Annotated in this window: 11 protein-coding genes; all 11 read left to right on the forward strand. The window is 43.8% G+C overall.

The features are described from left to right. Positions 1–2 precede the first annotated feature (2 nt). The 11 genes from ftsY (at position 3) to ffh (ending at position 15111) form a co-directional block, all read left to right on the forward strand. On the forward strand, positions 3–1055 hold the full coding sequence (ftsY, locus tag ACIQXN_RS14560) for a signal recognition particle-docking protein FtsY (RefSeq protein ID WP_402967776.1): 1053 nt from the start codon (positions 3–5) through the stop codon (positions 1053–1055). Positions 1056–1189: 134 nt separating this feature from the next. Further along, a complete protein-coding gene (locus ACIQXN_RS14565; RefSeq protein ID WP_402967779.1) occupies positions 1190–3571 on the forward strand; it encodes a hypothetical protein in 2382 nt (793 codons plus the stop codon). Continuing rightward, positions 3568–4503: an ABC transporter ATP-binding protein gene (locus ACIQXN_RS14570; protein WP_402967782.1), complete on the forward strand. Its 936-nt coding sequence runs from the start codon at positions 3568–3570 to the stop codon at positions 4501–4503. The genes ACIQXN_RS14565 and ACIQXN_RS14570 overlap by 4 nt, the downstream gene beginning before the upstream one ends. Next, positions 4500–5351, forward strand: a complete 852-nt coding sequence (locus ACIQXN_RS14575) for an ABC transporter permease (protein ID WP_402967785.1) — start codon at positions 4500–4502, stop codon at positions 5349–5351. The genes ACIQXN_RS14570 and ACIQXN_RS14575 overlap by 4 nt, the downstream gene beginning before the upstream one ends. Then, positions 5348–6895: a hypothetical protein gene (locus ACIQXN_RS14580; RefSeq protein ID WP_402967788.1), complete on the forward strand. Its 1548-nt coding sequence runs from the start codon at positions 5348–5350 to the stop codon at positions 6893–6895. The genes ACIQXN_RS14575 and ACIQXN_RS14580 overlap by 4 nt, the downstream gene beginning before the upstream one ends. Before the next feature lie 7 nt (positions 6896–6902). Then, the gene (locus tag ACIQXN_RS14585; protein ID WP_402967791.1) at positions 6903–7907 is read left to right on the forward strand and encodes an AAA family ATPase; all 1005 of its coding nucleotides are present in this window, start codon (positions 6903–6905) and stop codon (positions 7905–7907) included. Beyond that, the gene (locus tag ACIQXN_RS14590) at positions 7904–8767 is read left to right on the forward strand and encodes a DUF58 domain-containing protein (RefSeq protein WP_402967794.1); all 864 of its coding nucleotides are present in this window, start codon (positions 7904–7906) and stop codon (positions 8765–8767) included. Before ACIQXN_RS14585 ends, ACIQXN_RS14590 begins: the two co-directional genes overlap by 4 nt. A gap of 9 nt (positions 8768–8776) precedes the next feature. Beyond that, positions 8777–10543, forward strand: a complete 1767-nt coding sequence (locus ACIQXN_RS14595) for a vWA domain-containing protein (RefSeq protein WP_402967798.1) — start codon at positions 8777–8779, stop codon at positions 10541–10543. Continuing rightward, a complete protein-coding gene (locus ACIQXN_RS14600) occupies positions 10533–13319 on the forward strand; it encodes a VWA domain-containing protein (RefSeq protein WP_402967801.1) in 2787 nt (928 codons plus the stop codon). Before ACIQXN_RS14595 ends, ACIQXN_RS14600 begins: the two co-directional genes overlap by 11 nt. A 107-nt stretch (positions 13320–13426) precedes the next feature. Beyond that, the gene (locus tag ACIQXN_RS14605) at positions 13427–13759 is read left to right on the forward strand and encodes a putative DNA-binding protein (RefSeq protein ID WP_402967804.1); all 333 of its coding nucleotides are present in this window, start codon (positions 13427–13429) and stop codon (positions 13757–13759) included. An 11-nt stretch (positions 13760–13770) separates the two neighbouring features. Continuing rightward, complete coding sequence (gene ffh, locus ACIQXN_RS14610; protein WP_402967807.1) at positions 13771–15111, forward strand: signal recognition particle protein; 1341 nt, start codon at positions 13771–13773, stop codon at positions 15109–15111. The last annotated feature ends 79 nt before the right edge of the window (positions 15112–15190 follow it).

Genomic DNA, 15190 nt, shown 5'->3' on the forward strand with positions numbered 1-15190 from the left:
CAATGAGTTTCTTCAAGAAGCTAAAAGAAAAATTCACGACACAAGAAGAAAAAGAAACATCTGTAGAAACAAAAGCAGAAGTAGAAGTTGAAAAAAAAGTAACATCCGAAATATCAATCGGGGAAAAGTTTAAGCAAGGTTTAACGAAGACGAGGAATTCCTTTACCGGAAGGGTGAATGAACTCGTTGCCCGTTACCGGAAAGTGGATGAAGATTTTTTCGAAGAACTTGAGGAGATTCTCATCCAGGCTGATGTGGGCTTCGATACCGTCATGGAATTAATCGACCAATTAAAAATGGAAGTGAAACTGCGTAACATCTCTGATACGAGAGAGGTGCAGTCAGTCATTTCCGAAAAATTGGTCGATATTTACCAAGGTGATGAAGAAGGTATGTCCAGCTTGAACATTCAGCAAGACGGCCTGACTGTCATTCTTTTTGTTGGCGTGAATGGTGTAGGGAAAACGACGACAATCGGTAAACTTGCCCATAAGTTTAAGGAAGAAGGCAAATCCGTTGTATTGGCGGCTGGTGATACTTTCCGTGCCGGAGCGATCGAGCAACTTGAGGTTTGGGGGGAACGCGTCGGTGTCAGTGTCATCAAACAAGGAGAAGGATCCGATCCTGCTGCGGTTATGTTCGATGCCGTACAAGCCGCCAAGGCACGAAAAGCGGATATCCTGATTTGTGATACAGCAGGACGCCTGCAAAATAAAGTGAACTTGATGAAAGAACTGGAAAAGGTGAAACGAGTCATTGAACGTGAAGTGCCTGGTGCACCACATGAAGTGCTTCTTGCTCTTGATGCAACAACGGGTCAAAATGCACTCATCCAAGCGAAAACGTTCAAGGAAGCAACCGATGTAACCGGAATCGTCTTAACGAAGCTTGATGGCACTGCAAAAGGCGGGATTGTCATAGCCATCCGAAATGAGCTCTCCATTCCTGTTAAATTTGTCGGACTTGGTGAAAAGATGGATGATCTTCAAGAATTCGATGCAGAAAAATATGTATATGGCCTCTTTGCCGATATTATCGAAAAAGAAGAAGTATAAAGGTAATTAATCGTAGCCGGAAGGGATTTTCCCTTCCGGTTTTTTGAGTTTTAATTAACTTTTTTTATATTTTTTGTATACTTTTACCGAATGCAATCGTCTATTAGGAGTAAAGAAAAAAAGGAGGAGTCAGATTGTTCAGAAAAATAAAGGGAGTTTCAGCTTGTTTGTTATTTTTTGCCTTATTTTTTCCTATCCATACAATTCAAGCTAAAGCAGCAGACCCGGATATAAAAATCTCGATTGAAACAGGGTTTGATGGATACATAACTAGCACGAAGGCTATGCCGATGACCGTACATATTGAAAATAAGGGGGAAGCTTTCAGCGGCACGCTGATTTTTCAATTTCAAGCCGATTATGAATTTGGAGGTTCGCAAATCTTAAAAGTGGAATTGCCAAAGGGTAGTAAGAAGACCTATTCCATTTCACTTCCGGGGTATACGGATGAAAATTACAGTTATAATGGAATGCCATTGACGAAGACAATCTATCTCTATGAGGGAGATTGGAAGAATGGTAAAGAAGTAGACTATTCAGGTCCCAAGGTATTGACACCAAAATTCTTTGATGAAAGCAAGGACTTGATTGGAGTATTAAGTGAAAAATACGACCGTTTGACTGAATTGAGAATTTTACCATCACTTCAAGCAACGATGATTGAATTGAAAAAAGAAGAACTACCAAAGCAGTCAATTGGTTATGAAATGTTCGATTATTTAATCGTTGATGAATTTGCCATTGCCGCCTTGGATGAGGCTCAGCAGAAAGCGTTAAAGAGTTGGATACAGTCTGGTGGTATGTTAATCGCCGGTGCTTCTCCGAATGGCGCTCAATTATACGGGTCCCTTTATAATCTTCTACCAATGAAGATGGATAATGAAATCAAGATGGATTCATCTTTTCTTACAGAAAAGAAAAAGGACCGCCCTTCCTTTGAACAATTGCCTGGTTTTATTGGTGAGGTAGAAAAGGGGGCAGAGATCATTGCGAAAAGCGGGGAATCACCGGCCGTTGTCAAAAAGCAATATGGAAGCGGGATGATTGTCCAGACGGCCTTTTCACTAGGAGACGAGCCACTCGCCTCTTGGAAGGGCTATGGCACCTCGTTTGAAGCGATTATAAATAAGGTGGAGTTGAATGCATTTTCCACTTCGAGAGAGTTCATGGATGGAGCAAGCTGGGAAATGAATGAGCCCAATAGTTACTTTGATGATACGACTCTATCCGTCACTCAATTGTTATTGCTGCTATTAGTCTACATTGTGATCATTGTACCGATTTTATTTTTGGTCCTGAAGAAAATGGACAAAAGGGAGCATGCCTGGTGGATCATTCCTTTGATTGCTTGTATTACGACGGTTTTGACTTTCGCCGTCGGAGCGAAAGACCGTCTTGCCAAGCCGCAACTCAATCAATTGGGAATCTATCAAGTTGAGGATAACCAAATTGTCGGCATTCAATCGAATGTCCTTCTATCCAATAAAGGCGGCGATTACAACCTGACATTCCCGAAAAATGAGTTGGTTGCGATGCCAATGACGCAGGAGGGGTTAGGTGGAAGCCTGAAACGGGCACCATTGCTTGAAGAAAAGGCAACCGATACGGAATTGACCTTTCCAAACGTCGAATATTGGTCTACCCGATCATTCATAGGTAAGGTCCACAAGGAAAATGCAGGTCAATTCAAGACAAATCTGACAGTTGAAAATAAGACCTTGACCGGTACGATTCAAAATGAGACACCATATGACTTTAAGGAATTGATGATCATGACCGGCAATGAAAAAATCAATCTCGGAACGTTGAAGAAGGGAGAACGGATCAAGGTAAACGAAAGGGTAAAGAGTGATTTCTTGTTTAAACCTTATGGAACGACTTCGTCATCTTGGAATAATGGAACTACGAGAAAAAAAATCGATCTTGAAAAAATGCGTAGGGATCAACTTCTTTATCTGACGGAATCTTATTTCTTAGGAGTATCGACAAAGTCCGACCCGGTTATCAGCGGGATAACCGACGATGAAATCGTTGATGTTACACTGCCGAAGAATCCGAAAAAGAATATAGAGAATTTAGTTTTCCAAACATTTAACGCGAAAATCATTTTTGCCGGAGAAGTGACATTGTCAAAAGAAATGTTCAAGCGCTCAGTGAATGTACTCCGCGGTTCTTTTGGGGAAGAAGAAGGATTTGGAACGTATTGGTTCGATAGGGGAGAATATGAATATATCAGTTCGATTCCTCAACTCATGAAGGACAAAACCTTCAAAACGGAAGAAATGACGATAAAGTTCGGCAAACAAAATGTTAAGTATGAACTTTATAATTTTTCAACTGGTAAGTATGAACCGATAGCTGATGAAGAACGGGAAATCACCTTCAAAGGGAAGAAGGATATCTCCGATTATATATCAAAAAGAGGGGACATCCAAATTAAGATCATTAAAGATAATGATGATGAGCCAAATGTGAGAGGGCCGCAAATCAATGTGAAGGGAGTAGTGGAGAAATGATAGAAATTTTACAGTTAACGAAGCAGTACGGCACTTTCACTGCATTGGATCACTTAGATTTGCAAATAGACAAAGGAACCGTGTTTGGCTTCGTCGGTCAAAATGGTGCAGGGAAGTCCACGACTTTTTCCATTTTGGCAACCCTGCTTGCCCCCACTTCGGGTACAGCTTATATCAATGGTTACAATATATCGAAGGAACCTAAGCAAGTCCGCAGCCAAATTGGTTATATGCCCGACTTTTTCGGTGTGTACGATCAGTTGAAGGCCGAAGAGTACCTGGATTTTTACGGGGCGAGTTATGGCATACCGCTTTCGGAACGGAGTAAGCTGATTCCACAATTGCTCGAGCTCGTGAATTTATCGGATAAAAAGGATTCCTATGTGGACCTTTTATCAAGGGGGATGAAGCAACGGCTTTGTCTTGCTAGGAGCCTGATCCACGACCCGGAAGTGCTTATCTTGGATGAACCAGCTTCCGGGCTCGATCCGAGGGCTCGTGTTGAAATGCGCGAGATATTAAAGGAACTGAAGTATATGGGGAAAACGATTTTGATTTCGTCCCATATTTTACCTGAACTTGCTGAAATGTGTGATGTGCTGGGCATTATCGATCAGGGGAAATTGAAAGCGCAAGGGTCGGTTGCTGAAATCCAGCATAAGCTGCAGGGGGAAAAAAGCCTAATCATAAAGGTTCGTGAGGATATCGAGCGATCCATCGCTTTTTTAGAAGATATTCCGGATATTACCCAGATCAATACCCATGTGGATGAAAAAACGATTCAGTTTTTATTCAAAGGAGATGCCGAGGCTCAACAACACCTGCTTAAGTCCTGTATGATGCAAGATTTACCGATTGTCTCTTTTTCGGAAATTGAGACGGATCTTGAGGATGTGTTCATGGAAATCACGAAAGGGGTTGAACTGTCATGAAGAGCTGGCTGATGAATCCTGTTTTGAATAAAGAATTTAAGCTGCGCTTTCGGTCATTTAAAAGTTTTTTAGGTGTATTATTCTATGTTCTTGCCATCGGGGCCATCGTTATCGGTATGATTTTTATCCAATCGCTTACTAGTATGGGCGGGCGTATTGACCCGGACGCAAGCCGGGGCATGTTCGTCTTTCTATCCGTTATCCAACTGGCCTTGGTCTTGTTCATTACACCTGGGCTGACGGCAGGTGTCATCTCGAGTGAGAGGGAGCGTCAGACATTGAATATTTTATTGACCACCTCCCAAAGTTCGGCAGGCATCATTTTCGGAAAATTAATTTCATCCATTTCATACTTGTTATTATTGGTGGTGGCCAGTTTACCGCTGTATAGCATTGTCTTTTTATTCGGCGGAATTTCCCCGACTCAGCTTTTGATGGTGCTAGGCTTCAATGTCTTTACCGTCATTGTATATGGCAGCATCGGGGTGCTTTTCTCTACTCTCGTTCGTAAAACCATTGCGGCGATGGTCACTACCTATGGCATGACCTTGTTTTTAGTCGGTGGAACAGCTTTGTTGACTTTGCTTTTTGGGTCCATGGCAGCCATGAATCAGGGGAATGCGGCGGCAGCGGCTGTCAACCCTTTCCCGTACTTGGCGGCCATGTTAAACACTCCCATTGTCATGATTGGTTTTCTTGAACCGACATACTCTGAGGAGATCGGTCGATTGTCGGGGATACACTTCCCGCTTTGGGCATCCCATTTGATTTGTTACACACTACTTTTTATCGGCTCCGTTTTACTCAGTGTGAAAAAGTTACGAGTCAAGATGAAGGCGAAGCGATGAATAAGGAACCAATGGATGACCAGAACCAGTTTCTCAAGCTGATTAAGCCCATTCAACGGCAACTTATCACCCAGCATGTGATGAGGGAGGGGCAGCTTTTGCTCATTGCCCTCTCTGCATGGGCGGTTTTGGTTTTTTTTGCGGCACGTATCGTGGTCATTCCCTTTGTTTTTCGATATTTTTTCATTGGAATGATCTGTTTGATAGCTTTTATTGTTTATAGAATCATTAAAAGAAAACCAGGTAACAAGACGGCTGTTTTGCTGTTTAACCAGTTTGTTCCAGATGACAGGGTCGTGACGGGATTTTCTTTTCTAGGGGAGGCCGGTGAGCTTAAATCGCTTCAGCTTAAGAACGCTATCCACCATATGAAGATCCATCAAGAGGAGGCACTTAGGCAAAAGAAAAAATGGGTGCAACCGAAATTGCTGACCCTTGCGATTTGTTTAGCAACAGGAGGGGTTCTTTTAGCAATTTTTCCAAATCAGAAAATGGATCAAGCCCGACAGGCTGAAGAAGAAATCAAGATTGTCGAGGAAGTGGAAAAAGAGCTTGAGGAAAAGGCGAAGGAAATGAAGGATCCGGCTGTCGAAAAGACATTAAAAGAGGTAAAAGAGAAAGTTGTACGTGAGAAAAAAGCCGAGAAGGCCCTTGAGGCCCTAGCCAAACAATCTAGTGAGCTACAATTAAAAGAAATGAAGGAAAAGGAAAAGCAGAAGCTTCTTGAAACATGGCAAGACGAGACAAAAAAGGCTGGCCTTACGGATTTGTCCAAGGCACTTGAACAAAAAGACATCCCACTGGTCGAAAAGGAACTGAGAAAATTAAATGAAAGGTGGGAAGAGCTTTCTGAAGAGCAGAAACGGGCACTAGAGAGCTACACAGAACAGGAAAATCAATTAAGTGAAGAACAGATGGACTCATTGATGAAGCAGTTGGGGGAGGCAATGGAATCGGGAGAACTTGCCAAGCAGTTAGCTACTGCCAATCAAGCCGTTCGTCAGGCGGGAAGCCAGCTCCAGAATAAACTGAGCCAAAATGGAACCCCTTCCTCTCAAACAGCTTTTTCTAACAGCGATGGGACACAGGGCAACCAGGCTGCCAATCAACCCCTAGGACAGCCTTCGGCTACACCCAATGCCCAGCCTAACGCCAATGCAGGGAATAATTCCGGAAGTCAACAAGGCCAAGGCCAAGGGCAAGGACAAGGCCAAGGTCAGGGTCAAGGCCAAGGAGCGAATGGTGGTGGAGGAAAAGGAGGCACGACAGGTGGAGCTGGGCAAGGTTCACGGGAAATGCTGACGATTCCCGAAAAGACCGATGGGAAGCAGAATACGGAAACCGATAACGGAAAGCTTGGTGAGGGAAGTGGCGAACAGGAGGAGGCGGACGGCCCAGTATTGCGAGGGAACCTGCGTAACTATGAGGAGGTCTATCAGCAGTATGAGAAATCCTATCGCCAAAGTACCGATCGACTTAGATTACCATCTGATTTGAATGATATCGTTAAGAATTACTATAACAAGCTTGATCCGGAAAGGTAGTGGGGAAATGAAGGAGAAAGAACAGCAATTTACTGAAGCAGCGACAATGATTGAGAGTGTGAAACGGGAGATTTCCCGTTTTATCGTTGGCCAGGAAGAAGTAATCGATCAAGTTTTATGGAGCATTTTTGCAGGTGGACACGTATTGCTTGAAGGGTTGCCGGGTCTGGGAAAGACGATGCTCGTTCGGACAATTTCGGAGTGCATGGATTTACATTTTTCTAGAATCCAATTTACACCGGATTTGATGCCTTCCGATATTACGGGAACCATGCTGTTGCAACCGGGAGAAGATGGAAAGCAGCAGTTTATCTTCCATGAGGGGCCGCTTTTTTCGAATATCGTCTTGGCTGATGAAATCAACCGGGCGACGCCGAAGACGCAAAGTTCACTGTTAGAGGCAATGGGGGAGAAAACTGTGACGGTCATGGGCGAGACGAAACAGCTTGAACAGCCGTTCTTTGTGCTTGCGACCCAGAATCCAATCGATATGGAGGGAACGTATCCTTTGCCAGAAGCTCAGATGGACAGGTTCATCTGTAAAATTCTTGTCCGTTATCCAACAAAACAGGAACTAAAGCAGATTGTCCTACGAACGACAGGCATAGACACCATTTCCATTGAAAAAGCTGCCTCCATTGAAGATGTCTTGTTTATACAGCAACTAGTGAAAGAGGTGCTTGTTTCAGATGAGATGTTGGATTATGCGGTTTCCATCATATCGAGTTCCCACCCGGATGGGGAGGAATCGCCTGACGTTGTCCGGAAATATGTCCAATTCGGAAGTGGACCACGTGGCTTGCAGAGTCTAATTAAGATGGCAAAGGCAAGGGCTTTATTCGCAGGACGTTATCATGTTTCGGCCGGTGATTTGAAGCAGACGGCCTATCCTGTGCTAAGGCATCGGATTTTACTGAATTTCGAAGCGGAAGCAAGTGGGATACTGGCTGATTCCATTATTGCCGAAGTCGTCGAGTCAGCGTACAAATTAGGAATAGGAACTTCCTTATGATGATATCTTATGCTTTTTTAGAAAGGCTCCAGAAAAAGAGATTACTAGTGAAAACGAGGAAACGCGGGCTACATAAAGGTTCGAGACGGTCTAATGCTTTTGGTTCCTCGCTAGAGTTTTCCGATTTCCGGGCCTATCAACCGGGAGATGATGTTCGGCAAATTGATTGGAATGTATTTGGCCGGACCCAGAAGCATTATATAAAAAGGTTTCTCGATGAACAGGAGCTCTCCGTAGTCATCTATTTGGATATGACCTCTTCAATGCGTGCACACCCGGGGAAATGGGAACAAGCCCGGAAGCTTGCGGCTTCGTTAAGCTTTGTCGTTCTTGCGGGTGAAGACCGTTTAACTTTTATCCCGGTCGCTACCCATTCCGCCCCCATTCGACGAAAAGGTGCGGTTCACCGTAAAGGAGTTTTTCGAGAGATAGCTGGATTAGAAGATACGGAGAGAAGCGGGGATTTTTATGAGCAGCTTGGCAAAGTGATGGCGAGGAATCAGCAGCTTGCGATTATCATCTCGGATGGTCTTGAGCCAATTGAAAAGGTGGAGGCTACATTAAGAAAGCTGTGCTCGGCCAGGCAAGAGATCTGGTTCATTCAACTGCTGGGGAATGAAGAAATTCAGCCGGTGTATGATGGGGACTTGAAATTAGTGGATAGTGAAATGGGAACAGCGGTCAATGTCAGCCTCAATCCTACGCTTATCGGAAACTATCAAAGGCGACTTGCCCAGCATAACGAGCAGCTTGAAGCTGTCTGTAGAAGGTTTGGCAGCCACTATATGCTTGTAAATGCCGATACCGATATCCAAACGATCTTGTTTCACGATTTTCCACGCCACGTGCTAATGAATTGAGGTGAAGTTATGCATATTTCCAATCCACTCTTCTTTCTATTGAGCTTTTTTATCGCTGCTGTTATTTTGTTTTATTTTTTCCGGAAGCAGTATGAAACAACAACGATTTCGTCCAATTTATTGTGGGAGCAGGTGCTGAATGAATGGCAGGCTTCTCCTTGGCTTCATAAATTACAGCATAATCTCTTATTCTGGCTTCAGTTGCTGGTACTTCTCTTTCTCATGTTTGCGTTGGTCCAACCCTTTTGGTTTCAAAAAGGGATTCCGGGTGATCATCTAATCCTAATTATCGATACTTCGGCTTCGATGAGTGCAAAAGAAGGGGAACTCACCCGTTTTGAAAAAGCCAAGCAAGAAGTGGTGGAGATGCTTAAGATGGTAGATGATCAGGAAGTGACAATCATCGCTGCCGGTCAAAAGCCTGTGCTACTTGCCAATCACGAGACAAATCGGTCTGAGTTACAAAAGCAAGCAAAAGAACTGGAACTCACATACAGTCACGAGAATATTGATAAGGCACTGAAACTGGCGGACTCTCTATCTACCGGGAAAAAATCGGTCATTCATCTTTACTCCGATTCAGTTGAAGAGGCTGACCTTAGCGGGTTATCGGACGACCTTCCGATTGATGTACATAATTTCAGTAGTCTAACTGACAATCTCTCCTTACTATCATTTGGTACGGCAAGCACGGAAGGAGGCATCACGGGGGTGGCGGTCATTGAAAATCAAACGAAGCAGAATGAAACGGTTAAATTCCAAGTAGCGAATGGACAAGACGTTCTCTTCACAAAAAAAGTAATCGTGAAATCGAATAGCGAGGAAATAATCGATATACCGGTTCTGAAAGAGAAACCTTATTACACGGCCACCATCAACGTAAATGATGACTATACCGCTGACAATGAAATGACGGCCATCCAAACGGCGGTATATGAAAAAGTCTATGCAGTGGGGGACGTGAATCCATTTTTAATTAATGGACTTGAAACAATCGGCCTTGATATTATCCAACTTGAGGATAAAGAAAAGGTCGGGAAGGATGGAATCGTGATGGCCGAAGGGGTGGAATTAGAGGAACTTGGTTCATATCCACTTCTTTTTATGAATGCAACGGAGAAGGGTAATCAGAAACTGACTGGAAAGCCAAAAGGCACCGGTGACCCCCTCCTGGACTACGTAGAAATGGAAAATGTTTATATTGAATCAGCCTCCATCCCAGTCAACAAGCAGTGGGATAATGTGCTTGCTAGCGAGGATTCTCCGCTCATTCAAAAAGGTACACATCAAGGACAACCTATCGTTGCCTTGAACTTTTCCATAGGAGATACTGATTGGCCGTTGCAGCCTGGGTTCCCCATCTTTTTATATAACTCGTATCAATGGCTGACCCAACAAACGAATTTTCTAGGTTACTATCAGCCTGGTGAGGAAAAGTGGTTGAACCTTGGGACAGAAACGGAAAAAATGTCTATATTCACAGAGTCCGGAAAGAATCTTTATTCCGTCGATATACAAGAAGAAGGCTTCCGGGCACCAAGTAAGCCTGGTACATACGAAGCGATAGCGGGAGAACAGGTATTTTCCTTTTCTGTATTACTGGATGACAGGGAAAAGGAAATTGTTTCAGCCCCATCGTTCAGGATGAATATGAAATCATCAGAGTTGATAGAAGAGGGAAGCGATACAAAACAGGATATCCTATGGTACTGGCTGGCTTGTATGGCACTTCTGCTACTGATGGCCGAATGGGAGGTATATCGACGTGGGCATTGATGTTACTTATCCACTGCTCTTTTTATTGCTCCTTCCCTGTGTAGCCCTTATTTATTTGTATGTGCTAAAATCACGTAATCAAACGAATCGAGGAGAGACGGTGGTTGTAGCAGTGCTGAGGTCATGTGTTTTTTTCCTCATAGTATTTGCACTGACCGTTCCGCAATTATTACTGCCTGTCAAAGGGTCGACAGTTGTTTTTTTAGTCGATCGTTCTGCTAGTGTCAAAGATTCGGGTACAAAAACGCTCGCTTGGATTGAGAAAAGTATGGAAGCAATGGGTAGGGATGATACGTTTGCAGTGGCCGCCTTTGGGGGGAGTGCCATTGCTGAGCAAGCGTTGACGACTAAACATACGCCCATAAGCCAGTTTAGTGGTGAATTGGAAGATGATGCAAGCCGATTGGATTCAGGCATCCAATTCGCTTCCTCGCTCATTCCGAGCTATTCAAGCGGGAGAATTGTCCTTTTTTCTGATGGGAACGAAACGTCCGGAAGTAGTGTGGAAGAGGCGAAATTGCTAAAAAATAACAACATTGAGCTTGATGTTGTCCCGTTGTCCGAATTGGCTGGCGAAGATGTTGCCCTGAAGAATGTCACGCTTCCCCCGTCTATTTACCAAGGCGAAAAAACAGAGATAGCATTGGAAGTCTATAGCAATACAGCTAAAAAAGCGACTGTCCGCATTTCACTGAATGATCAGGAAATCATCAAGAAGACAGTGGATGTAAAGGAAGGGACCAATTTATTCTCTTTTTCGCATACCGCGGAACAAACTGGTCTGCAAGTATATAAGGCTGAAATCATCACTGAAAAAGATACATTTACGGAAAATAACCAATTGCAGGCAATCACGAATGTAAAAGGCACACCAAAAGTATTAATTGTCGAGGGTGAGCCAACAGGGGATCTTGGAAATATCTTGAACGGAGGCGGGCTAATTGTCGAGACCACCGTCCCGGAAAAATTGCCGACTACTTTATCAGGTTTTTTACAATATCAATCGATTGTGTTTAATAATGTTCCAGCCACCTCCGTTTCGGAAAACCAGATGAAAATGATAGAGCAATCCGTTAAGGAATTCGGCAATGGGTTCCTGATGACAGGCGGAGAAAACAGTTTTGGGCTTGGCGGATATTTCAAGACACCGATCGAGGATCTACTTCCGGTAGATATGGACATCAAAGGAAAAAAAGAGATGCCTTCCCTTGGATTGATGATTGTTCTCGATCGATCAGGCAGTATGGATGGAAACAAGCTATCATTGGCAAAGGAAGCGGCTGCCCGCTCCGTTGAGCTTTTGCGCGAGAAAGATACGTTCGGGTTCATTGCCTTTGATGACCGACCATGGGAAATCATCAAAGCCGGGCCACTTAAGGATAAAGAAAAAGTGGTGGAGAAAATTCGCACACTGTCTTCAGGTGGCGGTACGGAAATCTACAGTTCACTTGAGATGGCATACGAAAAGTTGATGGATGCTAAGTTACAGCGGAAGCACATTATTTTATTGACGGATGGGCAGTCAAACGCTCCAAAAAATTATGAAGATCTAATCGAAGAAGGAAAGGGAAAGAACATAACCCTTTCCACAGTGTCAATCGGAAGTGATGCCGATAAGAATTTACTTGAAGAATTGGCTGATTTCGGGACGGGACGCTTTTACGATGTCACGGATGCTTCCGTGATTCCCAGTATTTTATCGAGAGAAACCGTCATGGCGAGCCGGACCTACATTGAAGATAGCCCGTTTTATCCATCCATCAAGGATAACCCGGATTGGAACACATTGTTCAAGGATGGTGTACCTAAGATGAATGCATACATCGCGACAACTGCAAAACAGCGTGCATTGTCGTCTCTGATCAGCGAAAAAGAAGACCCAGTCCTTGCCGAGTGGCAATATGGAATGGGGACGACGGCAGCTTTCACCTCGGACATTAGCGGTAAATGGTCGGGCGATTGGCCCGCTTGGGATAGGTGGGGCACATTTCTCAATCAATTGATCACAAACACGCTGCCTAAATTCGAAAGTGAGCCGTATATGCTCACACAGGATAATAGTGGCGAGAATACCGTCATTAGGCTCGAATCATCCACACAAAATCACTTGCCTGTATCGGTGAACGTACTCTCGGAAAAGGGCGAGAAGATCGATGTCAATACAAAGCTCATCGCGCCGGGGAAACATGAAGTCATCATGCCAAAACAATCAGGGATGTATTTTCTAAGTGTAGAACAAAATTCCAACGACGGAGGAACGAACCTATATCAGACAGGATTCACTGTGCCTTATTCAGATGAATACTTGCAGCAAGGCCTAAATAAGAAGCTTATTAAGGATTTATTGGCTGTTTCGGGAGGCAAGGAACTGAAGGAGGAATCTGAGGCATTCCGCAAGTTGCAAACCACGGCAAGGCAAGAGCAAAGCATCGGCTCATGGCTCCTGTTAGCGGCTTTCCTGCTTTTATTCTGTGAAATCGCGGTCCGAAGGTTTGGTTGGCAAAGAGTCTCCCGTATCTTTTCGACAAGACGTGAAAAATCAGAAACCACTTTTTCTATTCAAAACAAAAGAGTAACAAAATTGAAAAAGGTAAAACAAGCAGTTGGTAAACAAGAAGAATTAAAGAAGCAACATGTAGAAATCAAGCAAAAAAGGGAGCAGGTAAAATCAGTGCCAGCTCGCCGCCCCACGAAGGAGCCAATAAATAAATTGTCCCAATCAGAGCGCGAGGAGCAGATGAAGCGCTTGATTGAAGCGAGAAAACGAAAAAAGTGATGTTTTTTTATCAGGTGGTAAGGAGTTTAGCTTGACATGAAATATCGGACACTATACAATATAAACTTGTAAAGGGTTTTCACTTAACAGCAGGGAGGCTTGCTAATATGCTTGAAAAGACAACGCGGATTAATTATTTGTATGACTTTTACCAATCGTTGTTAACAGAAAAGCAGCAGAGCTATATGGCCCTCTACTATCTGGATGATTACTCTCTTGGAGAGATTGCCAATGAATACGAAGTCAGTAGGCAGGCAGTCTATGATAATATAAAAAGAACAGAAGCAATGCTCGAAGAATATGAAGCGAAGCTATTGTTATTTCAAAAATTTCAAGAGCGTAACCAATGGATTGCAAATGTGAAGGAACTTTTAGAGAAGGAATCCTTTTCTAAAGAGAAGTTGCTTGACGCAATTACAGCGCTTGAGAAGTTGGATTAGGAGGCGGCAATATGGCATTTGAAGGATTGGCCGACCGACTGCAGAACACGATGCAAAAGATCCGTGGAAAAGGGAAGGTCAACGAAGCAGACGTTAAAGAAATGATGCGTGAAGTTCGTTTGGCCCTACTTGAAGCGGACGTTAACTTTAAAGTCGTGAAGGAATTTGTGAAGCGTGTAAGTGAGCGTTCGGTAGGCCAGGAAGTGCTAAAAAGCTTAACCCCCGGTCAACAGGTAATTAAAGTAGTTAAGGAAGAATTGACTCAGCTGATGGGCGGCGAACAGAGTAAGATTGCCGTTGCCACCAAACCACCGACTGTCATTATGATGGTAGGTCTTCAAGGGGCAGGTAAAACGACGACCACCGGAAAGCTGGCCAATCTTCTTAGAAAAAAATACAACCGCAAGCCATTGCTCGTTGCGGCTGATATTTACCGTCCGGCGGCGATTAAGCAGCTTGAAACACTTGGCAAACAATTAAGCATGCCTGTTTTTTCCCTAGGCGATCAGGTCAGTCCTGTAGAAATTGCCAAACAGGCGATTGAAAAAGCGAAGGAAGAACATCATGATTATGTGTTGATTGATACCGCAGGTCGCCTCCATGTTGATGAAAATCTAATGGGCGAACTGAAAGATATCAAAGAATTGACCAAACCGGATGAGATCTTCCTGGTTGTCGATGCGATGACAGGTCAGGATGCTGTCAATGTGGCCCAAAGCTTCAACGAACAGCTTGGACTAACTGGAGTCGTATTAACGAAACTAGATGGAGATACCCGTGGTGGTGCGGCACTTTCTATTCGTTCCGTTACGAACACGCCGATTAAATTCGTCGGTATGGGTGAAAAATTGGATGCACTTGAAGCATTCCATCCAGAAAGGATGGCTTCAAGAATCCTCGGCATGGGTGATGTATTGACCCTTATCGAAAAAGCACAGGCCAATGTTGATGAAGAAAAAGCGAAAGAATTAGAGAAAAAGATGCGTACCGCTACCTTTACCTTCGATGATTTCCTTGAACAGCTTGGTCAAGTGCGCAATATGGGACCGCTTGATGATATTTTGAAGATGATTCCTGGTGCGAATAAAATGAAAGGGATGGATAACCTTCAGATCGATGAGAAACAAATCGGTCATGTTGAGGCTATCATCCGTTCGATGACGACACTAGAGAAAGAACATCCTGAAACCATGAACGCTTCCCGCAAGAAACGGATTGCCAAAGGCAGCGGAAGATCGATCCAAGAAGTGAACCGACTACTGAAGCAATTTGAAGAAATGAAAAAGATGATGAAACAAGTTACAAGCATGCAAAAAGGAAAGAAAAAGGGATTTAAATTCCCGTTCATGTAAGTTTTTTTCAAGGGGAATGAGCATAAAAATAGGCTGAAATTGCCCATTTAAACACTTTTTTCACCTGTTAAGAAAAAAA

Source organism: Peribacillus sp. NPDC097295 (assembly GCF_044761665.1).
Taxonomy (GTDB): domain Bacteria; phylum Bacillota; class Bacilli; order Bacillales; family DSM-1321; genus Peribacillus.

Bases quoted from the DNA above. Each gene is read 5' to 3' on its own strand.
- ftsY (WP_402967776.1), top strand. From the start codon at position 3: ATGAGTTTCTTCAAGAAGCTAAAAGAAAAATTCACGACACAAGAAGAA.
- ACIQXN_RS14570 (WP_402967782.1), top strand. From the start codon at position 3,568: ATGATAGAAATTTTACAGTTAACGAAGCAGTACGGCACTTTCACTGCA.
- ACIQXN_RS14575 (WP_402967785.1), top strand. From the start codon at position 4,500: ATGAAGAGCTGGCTGATGAATCCTGTTTTGAATAAAGAATTTAAGCTG.
- ACIQXN_RS14580 (WP_402967788.1), top strand. From the start codon at position 5,348: ATGAATAAGGAACCAATGGATGACCAGAACCAGTTTCTCAAGCTGATT.
- ACIQXN_RS14585 (WP_402967791.1), top strand. From the start codon at position 6,903: ATGAAGGAGAAAGAACAGCAATTTACTGAAGCAGCGACAATGATTGAG.
- ACIQXN_RS14590 (WP_402967794.1), top strand. From the start codon at position 7,904: ATGATGATATCTTATGCTTTTTTAGAAAGGCTCCAGAAAAAGAGATTA.
- ACIQXN_RS14595 (WP_402967798.1), top strand. From the start codon at position 8,777: ATGCATATTTCCAATCCACTCTTCTTTCTATTGAGCTTTTTTATCGCT.
- ACIQXN_RS14605 (WP_402967804.1), top strand. From the start codon at position 13,427: ATGCTTGAAAAGACAACGCGGATTAATTATTTGTATGACTTTTACCAA.
- ffh (WP_402967807.1), top strand. From the start codon at position 13,771: ATGGCATTTGAAGGATTGGCCGACCGACTGCAGAACACGATGCAAAAG.